The organism is Paenibacillus sp. D9, assembly GCF_001188365.1.
In the GTDB taxonomy this organism is placed as follows: domain Bacteria; phylum Bacillota; class Bacilli; order Paenibacillales; family Paenibacillaceae; genus Paenibacillus_O; species Paenibacillus_O humicus.
In genome coordinates, this window is sequence record NZ_JZEJ01000001.1 from 4,564,419 (window position 1) to 4,580,653 (window position 16,235).

The following is a 16,235-nucleotide window of genomic DNA, read 5'->3' on the forward strand; positions in this document are numbered from 1 at the left end:
TAATAACGGCGCAAGAAGCCTCTCGGCTTGATGCCCGGTCCCCGCAGCCTCTGAACCTGCAGCCCGGCCCTCGAAGCCCGCAGCCTCAGCACCTGCAGCCTGGTCCCCGCAGTTTGCAGCCTCAGCAGCCTGGTCCCCGCAGTTTGCAGCTCTCTTCACTCGCAGCCCGCCGCTTCTGCACCTGCAGCCCGGTCCCCGCAGTTTGCAGCTTTTTCACCCCGGCCGGTTCGACGCCTGCCAATCCCATATCTTCATGATGCCGCATGCTTGTTCAGGCACGGTGCTCTGGGCTGCAAGAGAAGGAGGCCGCATCCAGAACTCCCTGGATCGTATGCTGCTTCAGATAGTCCAGCATCTGGCGCTCGGCGCCGTCCATGACCTTTTTTACCAGGCACTCGCATCCGGAGGCGTCGGCTTCGGCAAACAGCTCGTGCTGATGCTCGTTGGCGGCATGGCATTCATACATCTGCTGCCGCCCCTCCACCACGGAGATGACATCGTAGAACGTAATCTCGCTCCCGGGGCGCGCGAGCTCGTAGCCGCCGCTTGCTCCCGTAACGGCGCGGACGATGCCGTCCTGACGAAGCTTGGACATGATCTTGGACAAATAGCTCTCCGGCAATCCTTGCTTGGAAGCCAGCTCCTTGATTCCTACATACCGGCCGCGTTCCGCCTGGGCCAAGTGGATGAGAGTGTGAAGGGCGTATCCTGTGCTTTTGGAAAATTGCATGCGCGGTGTCTCCTTGCGTGAAGCGTTCATTATTATGGATATCTTATGTCTATAATAGGGCAAGGCCGTTCCGGATGCAAGCGGACTATACGAATAGGCCCGGCGATCAGCAACGGACGGTCCTCCGTTTCTGCCGCGGGCGGATGTGCTGTCACGAGAATGTAAGAAGAGAGGGCTATCATCGGGGGGATTTGATTTCATCCTATTGGAGTGAATAGAAGATGGCACAGCTCAGAACAAGATCGAACTGAAGAAAATATACGGGGTGGAGCCCAATCAGGGGCGCCGGACGGAGTTTCCATGGAAGCGGCCGAGGGGGAGTCGTCGCCATTGTCGGCTTGTCGGGAGATCCGGCAGCGGCAAGTCGACACTGCTTCGCATGCTCGGGGGCTTGGACATTCCTTCTGGAGGACAAGTCATCGCGGAGGCGAAATTCCTGTTCGACATGGAGGAAGAGGAAAGGACCGTCTTCCGCAGGCGTCGGATCGGCTTCGAGTTCCAGCAATTCAATTTGTTCTACAATCGCCTCTGACAACAGGTGTATCGGACATAGGATCCGCTATTTGAGGGAATTCATAGGAATTGGTTGATTATCGGACATAGGATCCGTTATTTGTGAATTTTTATTGAGATAAAAATAATGCGGAGTGGAATAACGGAACGTATGTCCGATAAAGGTGAAATTGGCTTTACAGCGGCCAAATAACGGAACGTATGTCCGATAAAGGTGAAATTGGCTTTACAGCGGCCAAATAACGGATCGTATGTCCGATAGCAGCTGTATAAGGGTGCCGTTTTATTCTTTCTAGCCGATGGGATGCGAGTCTATTGTTGATTTGCAGGATCGGACGAGCCGCAGAGGCAATAGGCAGAGAGGTCTGCGCCAGACAGTGTCTTATAAGTAGATGGGAGGAATCGGACGAGCCGCAGCGGCAACAGGCGGTTCGCGCCGATCAGCTTCAGAGAAATAGGGGCTCAAGCTGCCATAGCTGCAAAGCTGCTGGCTCGAGCTGCCAGAATTGCAAAGCTGCTGATTCCCTATTTGCTGCCAGAAAAGTCTATGTCCGAGCCGAGAGTCTCAAAGCCGGCCCTTGATGCCCTTCAGCACATCGATGACCTTGTTCAGATGCTCGCCGAGCACATGCTCCGCAAGCTTGGCGTCTCCGGCCTCTATGGCATCATAGATGCGCCGGTGCTCGCCGAGCAGCCGCTGGGCGGTGCCCCTCTCGCGGTAGAACCACAGCTCGCGGGTTTGGGAAATGGAAGACGCGAAGCGCTCGGCGAGGGATTCCATCATCTGCGCGAGCAGGGTATTGCCCGAGGCGGCTACGATCGCCATGTGGAACTCGGTGTCGGCGCGCTCGCCGGCCTCGGTGTCGCCGGCCTCGAGGCTGCTCTCCATCGATGCGAGAATCTCGCGCAGCCGCGCCAAATCGTCCGGCGCGCGCCTTGCGGAGGCGAGCGACACAGCCCCGATCTCCAGCACCTTGCGAACTTCCAGCAGCTCGGTCAAGGAGCCCGCATTGTGGAACATCTGGTCCGCGCCTTGCTTGGGATCACTGGGTAATACCGACTTGACGAAAGTGCCGCCGCCCTGGCGCACATCCAGCCAGCCGGTCGCCTTGAGCGCGCTGGCCGCCTCGCGGACCGTGGAACGGCCGACGCCGTACGATTCCGCCAGCTCCACGACGGAGGGCAGCCGCTGTCCGGGCTCCCAGGCGCCCGAGCGGATCTGTTCCAGCATATGTTCGGCTACAAGCTCATGGCCTTTGGCTTGGGTGATTTTCATCGCGACCTCCCGTGGCATCCCAAAAACATTCTATACAATGAAATCAGTATAGCATATAATGAGTTCCAAAGTCATCAGATGACCTGATGATCTAAAGGGCATATCCGTATGTCTGCGCGGGTGAACGTAAGCTTTCTACAGATGGGAAGGGGAAATGATCATGCTGGATCCGGCCATGGCGAGACGGCTGCGGGATATCGTAGGAGAGAAGCATTTCAGGGACGATCCGGAGGCGAGAGTCGCTCATTCCTATGACGGCACGCCCATGCTCCAGAGCTTGCCGGACGGCGTCATTTATCCGGACTCGACCGCTCAGGTGTCCGGGATCATGAAGGTTCTTGCAGAGTACCGCGTACCGGTCGTGTCTCGAGGCTCGGGCTCCAACCTGTGCGGAGGCACGGTCCCCTTGCAGGGCGGCATCGTCATGGTCATGCACCGGATGAACCGGCTGCTGGAGGTCGACATGGACAATCTGACGGCAACGGTGCAGCCGGGCATGATCACCGCCGCGTTCACCGAGCATATCGAATCGCTCGGGCTGTTCTACCCGCCGGATCCGAGCAGCATGAAGATCTCGACGATCGGCGGCAACATCAGCGAGTGCTCGGGCGGCCTGCGCGGGCTGAAATACGGAACGACCAAGGATTACGTGCTCGGTCTCGAAGCGGTCCTGGCCAATGGAGAAATTCTTCGCACCGGCGGCAAGCTCATGAAGGATGTGGCCGGCTACGATTTGACGAAGCTGCTCGTCGGCTCGGAGGGCACGCTGGCCATCATTACGGAAGCGACCTTGAAGCTCGTGCCTCCGCCCGCCGGCAAAAAGACGATGCTCGCGATGTACAAGGACCTGTACGGCGCAGCCCGGACCGTCTCTCGGATCATCGAGAATAAGATCATCCCGGCAACGCTGGAAATTCTCGACAACCCGACGATCCGGGTCGTCGACGATTTCGCCCATCTGGGATTGCCGCGGGATATGGAAGCGATTCTGCTGATCGAGCAGGACGGCGATCCCGAGGCGGTCGAGCGGGATATGGAAGCCATAAGGCTCATCTGCGAAGCCGAGAAGGCCGACCGGGTCGAAGTCGCCCAGACTCGCGAGGAGGCGGAAAAGCTAGTTGCGGCAAGGCGCAGCGCGTTCACGGCGCTGGCAAGGCTGCGTCCGACGACGATTCTCGAGGATGCGACCGTTCCCCGCTCCCGCATCGCGGACATGGTGCTGCGCATCCGGGAGATCGCGGACAAGTACGGCGTGTCCATCGCAACCTTCGGGCATGCGGGAGACGGCAATCTTCACCCGACCGCAACGACCGACGCCAGGGACACGGAGGAGGTCCACCGGGTCGAACAGGCTTTCGCGGAAATATTTGAAGCGGCCATCGAGCTTGGCGGCACCATTACCGGCGAGCATGGGGTCGGGGCCGTGAAGGCGCCGTTCCTGGAATGGAAGGTCGGGGCGAGCGGCATCGCCGTCATGAAAGGCATCAAGGATGCGTTCGACCCGCATCATCTGCTCAATCCCGGCAAGATGTTCGCCGGAGAAACTCGCAAAAGGGTGGTGATCGACCGTGGCTGATGGAATCCATGGAGGCCTCGGATTGGCGGTACAGCCGCATTCGGGACCGGGAAGCCTGCTCGGCAAGCCGGATGTGCGGCATGCCAATCCGGTGTCGAGAACGGTGCTGGCCAAGCTGGACTACGACCAGCTGACCAACTGCATGCGCTGCGGCTTCTGCCTGCCTGCTTGTCCGACATTCCGCGAGACGGGGCTGGAGCCGGAGTCGCCCCGCGGCCGGATCGCGCTCATGAAGGCCGTCGCCGACGGCATCATGGAGCCCGACAAGGCGTTCGCCGAGCAGATGAACCATTGTCTGGGCTGCCGGGCTTGCGAGCCCGCCTGTCCTGCCGACGTCAAATACGGGCAGCTGCTGGAGCAAGCCAGGGACGCGATCGAGGACCACGCGCAGCACAGCCTGCCGGCGAAGGGCGCTCGGAGGCTGTTCTTCAAGGATGTGCTGCCGCATCGCTCCCGCTTGAAGTGGCTCGGACGCTCGCTCTCCTTCTATCAGAAATCCGGTCTCCGGCAGGTGGCTCGCGGAACGGGCATCATGAAGCTGTTCCCGGCGGCCATGCGGGAGATGGAGCAGATTCTTCCCGATGCTTCCGGGAAAGGCGTCGTAGACCGCATCGGCACGGTCGTTCCAGCCAAGGGCGAGCCGATCGCACGCGTCGCCCTTTTCCGGGGCTGCATCATGGACGTGCTGTTCAGCGAGACGAATGTCCGCACGGCGGAGCTGTTGGCTGAGGCCGGCTTCGAGGTCGTCATCCCGGACAATCAGGTGTGCTGCGGAGCCTTGCATGCTCACAGCGGAGAGCTGGATCAGGCGAGAGGGCTTGCCCGGTCCAACCTGGACGCCTTCCGGGATGCGGGCATCCAGCATATCGTCTCCAACGCCGGCGGCTGCGGCGCGCAGCTGGCGGAATACGGCCATCTGATGCATGGAGATGAGCAGTATGCAGAGCTGGCCGTCGAGTTCGCTTCCCGCGTCGTCGATGTCAGCCAGCTGCTGCTCAGCAGCGACAGGCTGCCGGCCTTTACGGAGCAGAGCGGCAGCGTACGTGTCACTTACCAGGACTCCTGCCATCTCCGCAACGGAATGAGATCCTCGGGAGCACCGAGGCAGCTGATCCGCCAGGTTGCTGGCGCCTCCTTCGCCGAGATGAAGGAAGCCGACCGCTGCTGCGGCTCTGCGGGCATCTACAACGTCACGCAGCCGGAGATGGCGGGGCAGATTCTGGAGCACAAGATGGAGCATGCCAACGCTACCGGCGCGGCCTATCTGCTCACGAGCAATCCCGGCTGCCTGCTGCAGATGAAGCTCGGGGTGCAGAAGCACGGGGACCCGGCTGCGATGAAGGTCATGCATGTCGTCGATTTCCTGCACGAGCGCATGGGAGAGCCGGCAAGCCTCTCTGCGGCAGGGAAGCAAGGATGGCTTTAAGGCACGGAGGTAGTCTTGCATAAAGGCAGGTACCGACAGATAGCCCGCTTCCGACTAGTCGGAAGCGGGCTTGTTTAAAGTTCCACGGACGCACAGGGAGAAATGAAGCCCTCAAAAACGCATGGAGAGTAAGGGGCCGAGGATGCTCCTCGTTCGCCTTGAAGGAGCTTGAATTGCATCCAGCTCATTTGCAGTCATAAGGTATCGCGGCGGGCTTCAGCCGCTTTGCTTGCGAGGGTTCAAATCTTGCGGTTAAATTAAAATGGACACAAGAATAGAGGGAGCGGGATCATAAACCAAACCCGCTATTTCAGGTGTCCTAGATGAGCGGATCACGCCAACGTCTCATCCGTACAATGTGCACACGGTCATCGTACGCCAGAAGAAGTGGAGCGGGTTAAAGCCATTTAATTAATGTAGAGTAATAAAAGCTCTCCCAAAAGCGAGAGGAGAGAAAAAGGAGGAGATATTCTGAAAGCGAATCGGATGGAAGCGTTCAGCGATGGCGTTTTGGCGATCATCATTACGATCATGGTACTGGAATTTAAATTGCCGGAAGGCCATGACTGGTCTGCTCTGATCGAACTTGGTCCTAAATTCCTCAGCTACATCTTCAGTTTCATCTACATCGGCATTTACTGGAACAATCATCATCATTTGCTTCATATGGTAAGAACGATGAACGGACGTTTGATGTGGCTCAACTTGCTGCTTCTATTCTGGCTATCCCTTGTGCCTTTCACGACAGCCTGGATGGGGGAAAGCCATTTTGCCGCCACCCCAACCGCACTGTACGGTACTATTCTTCTCCTAGCGGCGCTCTCGTACTGGCTGCTTCAGCGCGCCATTATTAACCAGCATTCCGGCGATCTCTCCTTCATCATGGCGATGGGCAGAGACTGGAAGGGGAAATTATCTCCCTTGCTCTACTTGATAGCGGTCTTGACCGCGTATGCCAGTCCTTGGATATCCGGCATCTTCTTCGTACTCGTTGCGGTGATCTGGTTCGTACCCGATAAGCGTATCGAGCATGTGCTTAGAGGCCAGTAAGTAAAAAGCCTGCCCTCCTTACCCTCTTCTCAGCGCTGCTCGGGCGACCATGTCTCCCCTGCAACTTCTGATCGTGCTCTTCGGCTGCATTCCCTTGCATTTTGTGGAAAGGGCGACGGCCTGGCGCACGCAATCTTCCGGCATGCCGCGTTTCACCGTCCCATTCGCCGATTATAAAACATCTAAGCCGCAGCCTATTGCTTGTGGCTTCTTTTCATGCTGATGCACCACACGCTGTGAACCGGATCACGTTTTATGCATTCGGCATATGCGGAGATGCACAATGTAGAAATCTTAGATTTAAGCTCATTGATAAACATACGGTATTAATACTAGATGTTATAAGTACAGATTATATACACGATTGCATGGCCGTTTCTGTGGCAGCAGCTGATCGAAAAATTTTGAACAGGGAGGAAGTCAATCATGCTGTTTCGAAAAGCGGTTCCAGCCGATATCATGGGTTGCTGCTGATGATGGAGTGGTTGTATCGACAGCATGTTTTTGCTTATGCCGATTCGCCGATTTCAAAATCCTTCCGGATTGGTTGCGTATATGACGAATGTCTTCACAGTCCCAGTCTACCGTCGCCAAGGCATAGGATCCAAGCTTGTTCATGAAGCGGCAGAAGATTTGAAGATACAAGGAATAAGAAAAATCCTGCTGCATTCGTCTGATATGGCTAACCCGATGGATGAAAGTCTTGGTATTGCTGAAGGGAAGAACTGCATGTCAATAAATATTTGAAGCTAGCATGTTCTCAAGTCTATTGCCTTTACTATCTCTAAATAGTAGATTTGTACGTTTAACCTATCTCTGAACGAGTGTATTTAGGAGCTGCTATTCGTCCAAGGAGGATCAAAAAATGGAATGCCGAACGGAAATTTCGCTGGCTGGGAACCCGGAGTTCTATGACTTTCTGACCGCCAAGCTGAAGGAGTTCAACAACGAGCAATCCTTCCATCATCGGGAGAAGAGGAAGGAAGGGGCCATTCAGCCGCTGCATATCATGCTCAAGGACGACGAAGGGAGCTGGAGAGGCGGGCTGACTGCCCAGGTGCTCTGGGGATGGCTGGAGATCGGGTATTTCTGGCTGGAGGAGGAATTCAGGGGTCGAGGAACCGGCTCAGGGCTGCTCGCTCAAGCCGAGGAGCTGGCCAGGCAGATGGGAGCGGTCAGATCGAAGGTGACGACATTCTCTTTCCAGGCGAGAGAGTTCTACGAGAGGTACGGATACGAGGTCGTAGGCGAGATCGAGGACTATCCTCCGGGCAGCTCCTATTACTTCCTGGTCAAAAAGCTGTAGGCACGGCAAAAAGGCAGACCTTGACGGCTGCCTTTTTTCGTTTGTCCTTTGTCGTCTTGTTCTTGTTTCGGGATCGATTCGGTCCAGATGTCTGCCAGCCGGTCAGGCTGGAAGCGGCCAACTCCCGGAACTAGCTTCCAGTCCGCAGGGCTTGCACCATCTCCAGCACCCGCTGCGCCGCTTCTTCCGCGGCCAGGCTTGCCTTGTCCGCGCTGCCGCGCCGGACAAACTCCACCCTGCCGTCCGCCGCATCGCGGCCGACGACGATGCGTGCCGGAATGCCGATGAGATCGGCATCCTTGAACTTGACGCCGGGCCGCTCGTCGCGGTCGTCGACGAGCACCTCCGCGCCGGCCTCCTCCAAGCGGAGGCGCAGCTTGTGCGCGAGAGCCATCTGGACTTCGTCCTTGACCGACACCGGAATGACATGGACGTGGAACGGAGCCAGCGCCGCCGGCCACACAATGCCGTTCTCGTCATGGGATTGCTCCACCGCTGCGGACAGAAGGCGCGAGACGCCGATGCCATAGCAGCCCATGATCATCGGATGCGTTTTGCCGTCGGCGTCGAGGAAGGTAGCCCCCAGCTTCTCGCTGTATTTTGTGCCGAGCTTGAATACTTGGCCGATCTCGATGCCGCGATGGAACAGGAGCGCGCCTTCCCGGCATTTCGGGCAAAGGTCGCCTGCCTGCGCGTTGCGGAAATCGCCGACAACCGCTGCCCTTAGATGCCTTCCCGCATGAACGCCGCGGATATGGAAGTCCTCTTCGTTCGCGCCGGCGACTCCGTCCGTTACAGCAGCCGCGTCATGGTCGGCATAGACGGGAATATCCAGTCCGAGAGGACCGGCGAATCCTACGGGAGCGCCCGTCGTCATCATGACCTCGTCAGCCTCGGCAAGCGAGATGGAATCCGCTCCAAGGAAATTCTTGACCTTGAGCTCGTTGATCTCATGGTCGCCGCGGACGACGACGGCTACGATGCTTCCGTCGGCCTCGAACAGCACGGTTTTGAGAATCTGCGAGGGAGGCAGCTCCAGAAACGCGGTCAGCTGTCCGATCGTTCGAACGCCGGGCGTATGGATTTTTTCGGGCTCCGAGGCAAGGGCCGCGGGTGCCGGTTCATCCTTGTGGCTGCTGTCGTTCCCGAATAGACGGCCCGGCTCCGCATCGTTCGCCGACTTCCGTCCTGGCTTGGCTTTCTCGAGATTGGCGGCATACCCGCAGCAGGTGCAGGAAGCGATCGTATCCTCTCCGATGGAGGCAAGAGCCATGAATTCATGCGTGCCTCCGTCGCCGCCGATCGTTCCGGCATCGGCTTCGACGGGGCGGAAGGTCAAGCCGAGACGGCTGAAGATCCGGTTGTACGCCTCGAACATTGTTTGATAGGAATGGTCCAGCCCCTCTTGGGTCGTATCGAAGGAATAGGCATCCTTCATCAGGAACTCCCTCCCGCGCAGCAGTCCGAACCGGGGGCGGCGCTCGTCCCGGAACTTGGTCTGAATCTGATAGACCGTCAGCGGAAGCCTCCGATATGAGGATACCTCATCCCGCACGAGAGAGGTGACGACCTCCTCATGCGTCGGACCGAGCGCGAACTCCCGGTCATGGCGGTCGCGCATGCGCATCAGCTCCGGACCGTAAGCGTCATAACGGCCGGACTCCCGCCACAGCTCCGCCGGCTGCAGCGCGGGCAGAAGAACCTCCTGGGCGCCGGCCTTTTCCATTTCCTCCCGGATGATCTGCTCGGCCTTGCGGAGAACTTTGCGTCCCAGCGGCAAATAAGAGTAGATGCCGGCGGCGGTCTGCCGGATGAAGCCTGCCCGCAGCAGCAGCCGGTGGCTGGCAGCCTCGGCTTCGCCGGGAGTGTCGCGCAGGGTGGACAGAAGCAGCTTGCTTTGAAGCATGAAATACCCCTCCTTGGGTGATGTACCTATTCGTCAAAGGATGAATGGGCCGGATAAAACAAATAAGACGCATTCGTCAACGGATGAATGGACCGCATAAAACAAATAAGACCCATTCGTCCAGGGACGAATGCGTCGCGGTACCACCCTGAGTTCGGCTCCGGCCGGACTGGCGGCAGGAAGCCCTTGAGACGGATAACGGCAGGAAGCCGGCGCCGGGCCTGCGGACAGGCACGGATGCAGCTCGCAAGGTGGGGATGCCGGGGTTCGATGCGGGAAACCTTGCAGCCTGGGGGTTTCCTCTCTGGACGGCGAACGGCGGGGCATGCTGGCCTTGGTCACAGCAGATGCGGATATCGGGTTTTTTCCACCATATCGGAAACCGGTTGCAAGGTCAAGAAGAGAACGCGGGAACGCGGAAGCCATGCGCGGCAAATTGAAGCCGAAACAACTATGGCGGTCAAGGCGTCTAACAACTAATCGATGAAATAACGCTTGAAACGGAAAGGATGCCGCGGCATGAGCAGCAGCTTGAAGAAAAACAGGTCCCTGCTGGGGGCGCTGACGGTGTTATCGGTCTTATTGCTCCTGTACCTGCTCCTGTTCAAGCCCGCTTCCGGAAATCGCTACATCGTTCCGGAAGGGTATGCAGGCTGGGTGGTCGTCGTCTTCGGCCAGCAGGGCAGCGCGCCTCTGGAACGCAAGGACGGGGACTACGTCTATCCCATCGACTCGACCGGATGGCTGCGGACATCCAGCCCGATGAAGCCTGGAAGCGTGAAGCTTTATTACAGGGCTGCCGACGGCAGCGTCAAGCCCGCTCCAGCCGGGGTTGCACTCGTCAACGGCGGGGGAACACATGGAGGCTCTCGTTCGGAAGCGGGCGGGGAGCAGGTCGAGCTGCCCACAGTCGTCGACTTCTACGTCGGAACGGAAGAACAGTACGAGCAGCGGACAAGCGAATCGCCGCGTGCCGAAGCATGGAGGAGGCCGTGAGCGGAATGGATGCATCCTTTGCCTGGGTAGCCGTCCCGGTTTTCGTCGCCGGTGTCGGGCTTTTATTCGTCCGTAGAAGGAAATTCGGAAGCTGGAGTGGAAAAGGGTTGGGGATGATGCTGATCCTGTTTTCGATCCTGGCGCTGCTGGCGGCCGTTCTGCTAGCCGGTTCCGACGATATTCACAATTACGGGCATTAGCCTGAACATCAAGGGGACACGCCCCCCAGCCAACCGCATTAACGACTGCACACGTAGAAAATCGGCTTTGCAGCCGAACATCTTGCATTCCACCCAGGAGGCTTACCCATCGCCATGACCTTCGATCCGCTCTATCATCCGCATCCTTCCTATCGTCTTCCCACGTACTCGCGCAATGGAATGGTCGCCACCTCGCAGCCGCTCGCCGCTCAGGCCGGCCTCGATATATTGAAAAAGGGCGGCAACGCCATCGACGCCGCGATCGCGGCAGCTGCGGCGCTGACGGTCGTGGAGCCTTGCTCCAACGGCATCGGCGGCGACGCCTTCGCCCTGGTGTGGACGGAAGGCCGCCTGCATGGCCTGAACAGCAGCGGCCCGGCTCCGGCTTCGATCTCCATCGACGCCGTGAAGGAGCGGGGCCACTCGGAGATGCCGAAGTTCGGCGCCATCCCCGTTACCGTGCCGGGAGCGCCGGCCGCATGGGGCGAGCTGTCGCGCCGCTTCGGCAAGCTGCCGCTGATCGAGGCGCTGGAGCCTGCGATCCGCTACGCGGAGGAAGGCTTCCCGGTGTCCCCGACCGCGGCTTATTACTGGGAGCGCGCCGCCCGCATCTACCGGGAGAGGCTGCCTCAGAATACAGCCCGCTCCTGGTACGATACGTTCGCTCCGGGCGGCAGGACTCCGGCGGCGGGCGAGCTGTGGCGCTCGCCTGGACATGCCTGGGCGTTGGCCTCGATCGGCGAGTCGGGCGCCGACAGCTTTTATCGCGGAGAGCTCGCGGAAGCCATTGCAGCTTATGTGCGCGGCGAAGGCGGATTTCTGACCGCGGAGGATCTCGCCGCATTCCGGCCGGAATGGGTGGACCCCATCCATGTGAACTACCGCGGCTACGAGGTGTGGGAAATTCCGCCGAACGGCCAGGGGCTAATCGCGCTGCTGGCGCTCAACATTTTGGGCGGAATGGAGTTCGCTCCGGACAGCCTGCTCGCTCCGGGGGCTCTGCACCGCCAGATCGAGGCGACGAAGCTCGCATTTGCCGACGGCCTCAAGTTCATTACCGATCCGGCCCATATGAATATCACGGTCCAGGATCTGCTGTCGGCTTCCTACGGGGATCTGCGCCGGGGAATGATCGGTCCGCAGGCTCGGATGCCGGAGGCGGGCGAGCCGTCCTCGGGAGGCACCGTCTATCTGGCGGCCGCCGACGCCGAAGGCAATATGGTTTCCTTCATCCAGAGCAACTACATGGGCTTCGGCTCCGGCCTCGTCGTGCCGGGAACCGGCATCGCGCTGCAGAACCGCGGCAGCGACTTCTCGCTGGATCCTGCCCATGCCAACGCGCTTCAGCCCGGTAAAAAAACGTACCATACGATCATCCCGGGCTTCCTGACCCGCGGCGGGGAGGCGGTCGGACCGTTCGGCGTCATGGGCGGCTACATGCAGCCGCAGGGCCATGTCCAGGCCGTCATGAACATGGTCGACTTCGCCCTGCATCCGCAGGCCGCGCTCGACACGCCGCGCTGGCAGTGGCATAAGGATCTGTCGGTTTCCCTGGAGCCGCATTTCCCGCTGGCGGCCGCCCAGGCGCTGGAGCGGATGGGCCACCGGATCACGCTGGAGTCCGGCTTCGGCTCCTTCGGCCGGGGGCAGATCATCCTGCGCGATCCGGCAAGCGGCGTGCTGTGCGGAGGCACCGATTTCCGCACCGACGGCACCGTGGCGGGCTGGTAGCCCGTACCGGAGTCATGCCGTATAAGCGGCGCTAGACGGATCAAGAGGGGGGCAAGAGCGTTGAGCCAAGAAGGAAAGCCGGAAGCCGTCGGCAGCCAGGGAGGCGACGAAGCCGCATGTACGGAGAGGAAGAGCACAACCGCCTCTGTCCCTGCATCCGGCCTCAAGCAGGCGACCTTCGCGGGCGGCTGCTTCTGGTGCATGGTGCAGCCATTCGAGGATCTGCCCGGCATCGAGTCGATCCTGTCGGGCTACACCGGCGGGCATGCGGACCATCCGACCTACGATGCCGTCGCTTCGGAGACGACCGGGCATGCGGAAGCGGTCCGGATCGTATACGACCCGGATCTGTTCCCGTATGAACGGCTGCTGGACATCTTCTGGCAGCAGATCGATCCGACCGACGCGGGCGGCCAGTTCCAGGACCGGGGCGCCTCGTACCGGACGGCGATTTTCTATCATGACGGCGCGCAGCGGCGGCTCGCCGAGGCATCCCGCCGGGAGCTGCAGTCGAGCCGCCGCTTCAAGGGCCGGATCGTGACGGAAATCGTGCCGGCCGGCCCTTTCTATCCGGCGGAAGAGGAGCATCAGAATTACCACCGCAAGAGCTTCGGCCATTACCGGCTGTACCGGCAGGCCTCGGGGAGAGACGAGCATGCCGCCAAGCATTGGCCTGCCCTGCTGCCCGACGGGGAGCTGCGAAGACGGCTCAGCCCGCTGCAGTACGAGGTCGTCCGCCATGGCGCGCAGGAGCCTCCGTATGACAATCCGTATTGGAACAACAAGGAAGACGGCATCTATGTCGATGCCGTCGGAGGCGATCCTTTATTTTCGACGATGGATCAATTCGACGCAGGGGATGGCTGGCCGGCATTCCGCAGGCCTTTGCACGAAGGGCTGCTGCGGCGCGAAGCGGATCTGTCGACGCCGCCGCCCCGGATCCGGCTCAAGGCAAGGCTGAGCGGAGCTTGTCTCGGCCACCTGCTCGGCGAAACGGGCAGCAGGCAGGGAGGGCATTACCGGATCTTCTCCGCCGCGCTTCGGTTCATTCCCAAGGAAGAGCTGGCCTCGCAAGGTTACGCCGGCCGCCCCGCGCTGTGGAGCCGGGGCTCTTGAATCAGGCGTAGTTCAAAGGACTGCCCTCTCCGGCCTTTTCCTGAAGATGCGGAGCCCAAGCCTGGTCGAGCGTGCGTGTCATGACAAGGCGAAGCACGAATTTGCCCAGCTCGTCGAAGCTCAGACGCTTCAGCCCGGCGATGAAGTCGTCGGTCAGGACGGAATCGTCCAGCACCTCCTTTACCACTTCAATAACCGTATGCACACGTGCTGTATGTTCAAGTTCATCGATGGATCTCATAAACGGGAATTCCCCCTTAGCGAATATAAGGCCGGCTTGCATGGACAGGCCTGGCCTTGCGGAATTGGCGAATGATGGCAGCCCCTCCGCCCGTCAAATTTTAGCACGGCGAAGCAAGCGACAAGCGCAGTCTGAATAAATACTAATGTGGTTATCATTTTTCTCATGGGTCGTGGCAGTCCGGCAAAGCGACGATGGGATCGCAAGGAAGGTTCATTCTTCTTCGGCGTATTCTTCTGTTATAATAGAGGCAAACTACCGGGTAGAAATGGGTGTGAGCGATGAACCAAGACGATAAGCTTGCCGTGCTGAAAGCTCTCTCCAACGAGACTCGCCTGAATATTCTCTGCTGGCTCAGGGAGCCTGAGAAGCAGTTCAGCGCCCAGCCCTGCGAGGTTCAGAATGAATTTCCGGGCAGCGTCTGCGTAGGCAGCATCCAGGAAAAGGCCGGGCTGACCCAGTCCGTCATCTCCTCTTATCTGTCCTCCATGCAAAAGGCGGGTCTGCTGGAATCTCGCCGTTACGGCCAATGGACGTACTACAGGCGCAACGAGCAGGGAATCGAGAATTTCCTGGCCGGTTTCGCGTCGGATCTTCAGGGTAAAGAGAACTGAAGCGCTCAAGCTCGGCACAGGGCTTGCATTTCATCGAGTTAATCTATATATTCATGATTGTAGATATATAAGGCATCCTATACCGCATCACACAGGAGGAGAGACCAAGATGACTCTGTCCAAAACCGCAGCAGCGCTTTTCCAGCCTTTCGAAGGCGGCAAGCTGAACCTAGATACGCGGATCGTAATGGCCCCTATGACCCGCGGCTTCTCGCCGAAAGGCGTTCCCGGCCCTGACGTGGCCGGTTATTACCGTCGCCGTGCCGAGCACAGCGTCGGCTTGATCATCACCGAAGGAACGGTCATCAACCATCCGGCGGCCGCCGCCGACCGCGACGTGCCCCACTTCTATGGGGAGGAAGCGCTGGCAGGCTGGGAGCGCGTCGTCCGCGAGGTGCATGAAGCCGGCGGCAGGATCATTCCGCAAATCTGGCATGTGGGCACCGCCCGCGAGAGGGAGAAGTTCCCGGAGTCCGACGCTGCCCCGATCGGCCCTTCCGGCCTCAGCCTCACCGGCCAGCCCGTGTCGGAGCCGCTGACGACGGAAGAAATCCGCGGGCTTGTGCAAGGCTACGCCCAAGCGGCCGCCGACGCCAAGCGCATCGGCTTTGACGGCGTGGAGATCCATGGAGCGCACGGCTATCTGATCGACCAGTTCTTCTGGGAGACGACGAACAAGCGCACCGACGAATACGGCGGCGATATGGTCGGACGCACCCGCTTCGCGGTCGAAGTCATCGAGGCGGTCCGCGCGGCGGTCGGTCCTGACTTCCCGATCGTGTTCCGCTTCTCGCAGTGGAAGCCGGTGGACTATGCGGCCAAGCTCGCTCCGACTCCGGAGGATCTCGAGAAGTTCCTCGCCCCGCTGTCCGCTGCCGGCGTCGATATCTTCCACTGCTCCACGCGCCGCTTCTGGGAGCCGGAGTTCGAAGGCTCCGACCTGAACCTGGCGGGCTGGACCAAGAAAATTACCGGCAAGCCTACGATTACGGTCGGCTCTGTCGGCCTCGACTCCGAGTTCACCAGCCTGTTCGCTGAAGGCAAAGGCGGGGAGGCGCAAGGAATCGACAGCCTGATCGAGCGCTTCGAGAAGGGTGAGTTCGACCTTGTCGCCGTCGGCCGCGCGCTGCTGGGAGATCCGGCATGGGCGGAGAAAATTCGCGGCGGCCGCACGGATGAGCTGCAGACGTTCACGAAGGAAGCTTTGGGTTCGCTCAGCTAAAGGCCTGCAGAAGAACCATTCCGCAGTCATAAAAATTCAAAGAAGCTTCATCCCGCATCGGCGGGATGAAGCTTTTTATCCTTTTCGGACTCTTTTTCCGCCGGCCATTTGTCGACCGTGACGGCTTCCCGCCGGCCGGCCGCTTCCATGCCGGAATGGCCGGACATGAACGCTCAGGCAGACCGGAATTCTGCTTTCGGCAGCTGATTTCTCCGTGCTCCCGCGCAACTTGCCCCCCTTTTCCATCGTTTCCATTGGAGATTGAGGACCGGTTTTCCGCCTTTTTTTAGGCAATCCGGCTGCTGCCGGAAAGAGGTTTTTTATTGGCTTCC

Annotated in this window: 16 protein-coding genes; 12 read left to right on the top strand and 4 right to left on the bottom strand. The window is 59.6% G+C overall.

All coding sequences use genetic code 11. The features are described from left to right. Positions 1-271: 271 nt before the first annotated feature. The gene (locus VE23_RS20505; RefSeq protein ID WP_048746041.1) at positions 272-730 is read right to left on the bottom strand and encodes an RrF2 family transcriptional regulator; all 459 of its coding nucleotides are present in this window, start codon (positions 728-730) and stop codon (positions 272-274) included. Positions 731-995: 265 nt separating this feature from the next. Here VE23_RS20505 and VE23_RS27665 point away from each other — a divergent pair, with 265 nt between their 5' ends. Continuing rightward, entirely contained in the window at positions 996-1,262 is a 267-nt protein-coding gene (locus VE23_RS27665) for an ATP-binding cassette domain-containing protein (RefSeq protein WP_021880997.1), read from the top strand. A 546-nt stretch (positions 1,263-1,808) separates the two neighbouring features. Here the strand turns inward: VE23_RS27665 and VE23_RS20510 are convergent. Then, positions 1,809-2,519, bottom strand: coding sequence for a FadR/GntR family transcriptional regulator (locus VE23_RS20510; RefSeq protein WP_048746043.1), 711 nt, complete (start codon positions 2,517-2,519; stop codon positions 1,809-1,811). A gap of 160 nt (positions 2,520-2,679) precedes the next feature. Here VE23_RS20510 and VE23_RS20515 point away from each other — a divergent pair, with 160 nt between their 5' ends. The 5 genes from VE23_RS20515 (at position 2,680) to VE23_RS20530 (ending at position 7,877) form a co-directional block, all read left to right on the top strand. Beyond that, positions 2,680-4,095, top strand: coding sequence for an FAD-linked oxidase C-terminal domain-containing protein (locus tag VE23_RS20515; RefSeq protein WP_048746076.1), 1,416 nt, complete (start codon positions 2,680-2,682; stop codon positions 4,093-4,095). Positions 4,096-4,150: 55 nt separating this feature from the next. Continuing rightward, positions 4,151-5,521 (top strand): (Fe-S)-binding protein, encoded by a 1,371-nt coding sequence (locus VE23_RS20520; RefSeq protein ID WP_048746077.1) that lies wholly within the window; start codon positions 4,151-4,153, stop codon positions 5,519-5,521. A 471-nt stretch (positions 5,522-5,992) separates the two neighbouring features. Next, complete coding sequence (locus tag VE23_RS20525; RefSeq protein WP_048746044.1) at positions 5,993-6,571, top strand: TMEM175 family protein; 579 nt, start codon at positions 5,993-5,995, stop codon at positions 6,569-6,571. 498 nt (positions 6,572-7,069) lie between these two features. Next, positions 7,070-7,318, top strand: a complete 249-nt coding sequence (locus tag VE23_RS26090; protein ID WP_084781605.1) for a GNAT family N-acetyltransferase — start codon at positions 7,070-7,072, stop codon at positions 7,316-7,318. A 118-nt stretch (positions 7,319-7,436) separates the two neighbouring features. Beyond that, the gene (locus tag VE23_RS20530) at positions 7,437-7,877 is read left to right on the top strand and encodes a GNAT family N-acetyltransferase (RefSeq protein WP_049868942.1); all 441 of its coding nucleotides are present in this window, start codon (positions 7,437-7,439) and stop codon (positions 7,875-7,877) included. A gap of 130 nt (positions 7,878-8,007) precedes the next feature. Here the strand turns inward: VE23_RS20530 and VE23_RS20535 are convergent, their stop codons facing one another. Further along, positions 8,008-9,783 (bottom strand): proline--tRNA ligase, encoded by a 1,776-nt coding sequence (locus VE23_RS20535; RefSeq protein WP_049868943.1) that lies wholly within the window; start codon positions 9,781-9,783, stop codon positions 8,008-8,010. Positions 9,784-10,302: 519 nt separating this feature from the next. Here VE23_RS20535 and VE23_RS20540 point away from each other — a divergent pair. From VE23_RS20540 to msrA, 4 genes are all read left to right on the top strand, one after another. Then, entirely contained in the window at positions 10,303-10,779 is a 477-nt protein-coding gene (locus VE23_RS20540) for a DUF6843 domain-containing protein (RefSeq protein ID WP_049868944.1), read from the top strand. Between the two features lie 5 nt (positions 10,780-10,784). After that, a complete protein-coding gene (locus VE23_RS20545) occupies positions 10,785-10,979 on the top strand; it encodes a hypothetical protein (RefSeq protein ID WP_048746048.1) in 195 nt (64 codons plus the stop codon). A gap of 114 nt (positions 10,980-11,093) precedes the next feature. Then, entirely contained in the window at positions 11,094-12,710 is a 1,617-nt protein-coding gene (locus VE23_RS20550) for a gamma-glutamyltransferase family protein (protein ID WP_049868945.1), read from the top strand. A gap of 60 nt (positions 12,711-12,770) precedes the next feature. Beyond that, positions 12,771-13,826 (top strand): peptide-methionine (S)-S-oxide reductase MsrA, encoded by a 1,056-nt coding sequence (msrA, locus tag VE23_RS20555; protein ID WP_269746001.1) that lies wholly within the window; start codon positions 12,771-12,773, stop codon positions 13,824-13,826. A gap of 1 nt (position 13,827) precedes the next feature. On the opposite strand, the gene VE23_RS20560 is transcribed toward msrA, so the two are convergent. Further along, positions 13,828-14,067: a hypothetical protein gene (locus VE23_RS20560; RefSeq protein ID WP_048746050.1), complete on the bottom strand. Its 240-nt coding sequence runs from the start codon at positions 14,065-14,067 to the stop codon at positions 13,828-13,830. A gap of 281 nt (positions 14,068-14,348) precedes the next feature. Here VE23_RS20560 and VE23_RS20565 point away from each other — a divergent pair, with 281 nt between their 5' ends. Both VE23_RS20565 and VE23_RS20570 read left to right on the top strand, forming a co-directional pair. After that, entirely contained in the window at positions 14,349-14,681 is a 333-nt protein-coding gene (locus VE23_RS20565) for an ArsR/SmtB family transcription factor (RefSeq protein WP_048746052.1), read from the top strand. A 109-nt stretch (positions 14,682-14,790) separates the two neighbouring features. Beyond that, positions 14,791-15,903, top strand: coding sequence for an NADH:flavin oxidoreductase (locus tag VE23_RS20570; RefSeq protein WP_048746054.1), 1,113 nt, complete (start codon positions 14,791-14,793; stop codon positions 15,901-15,903). Positions 15,904-16,235: the final 332 nt, after the last annotated feature.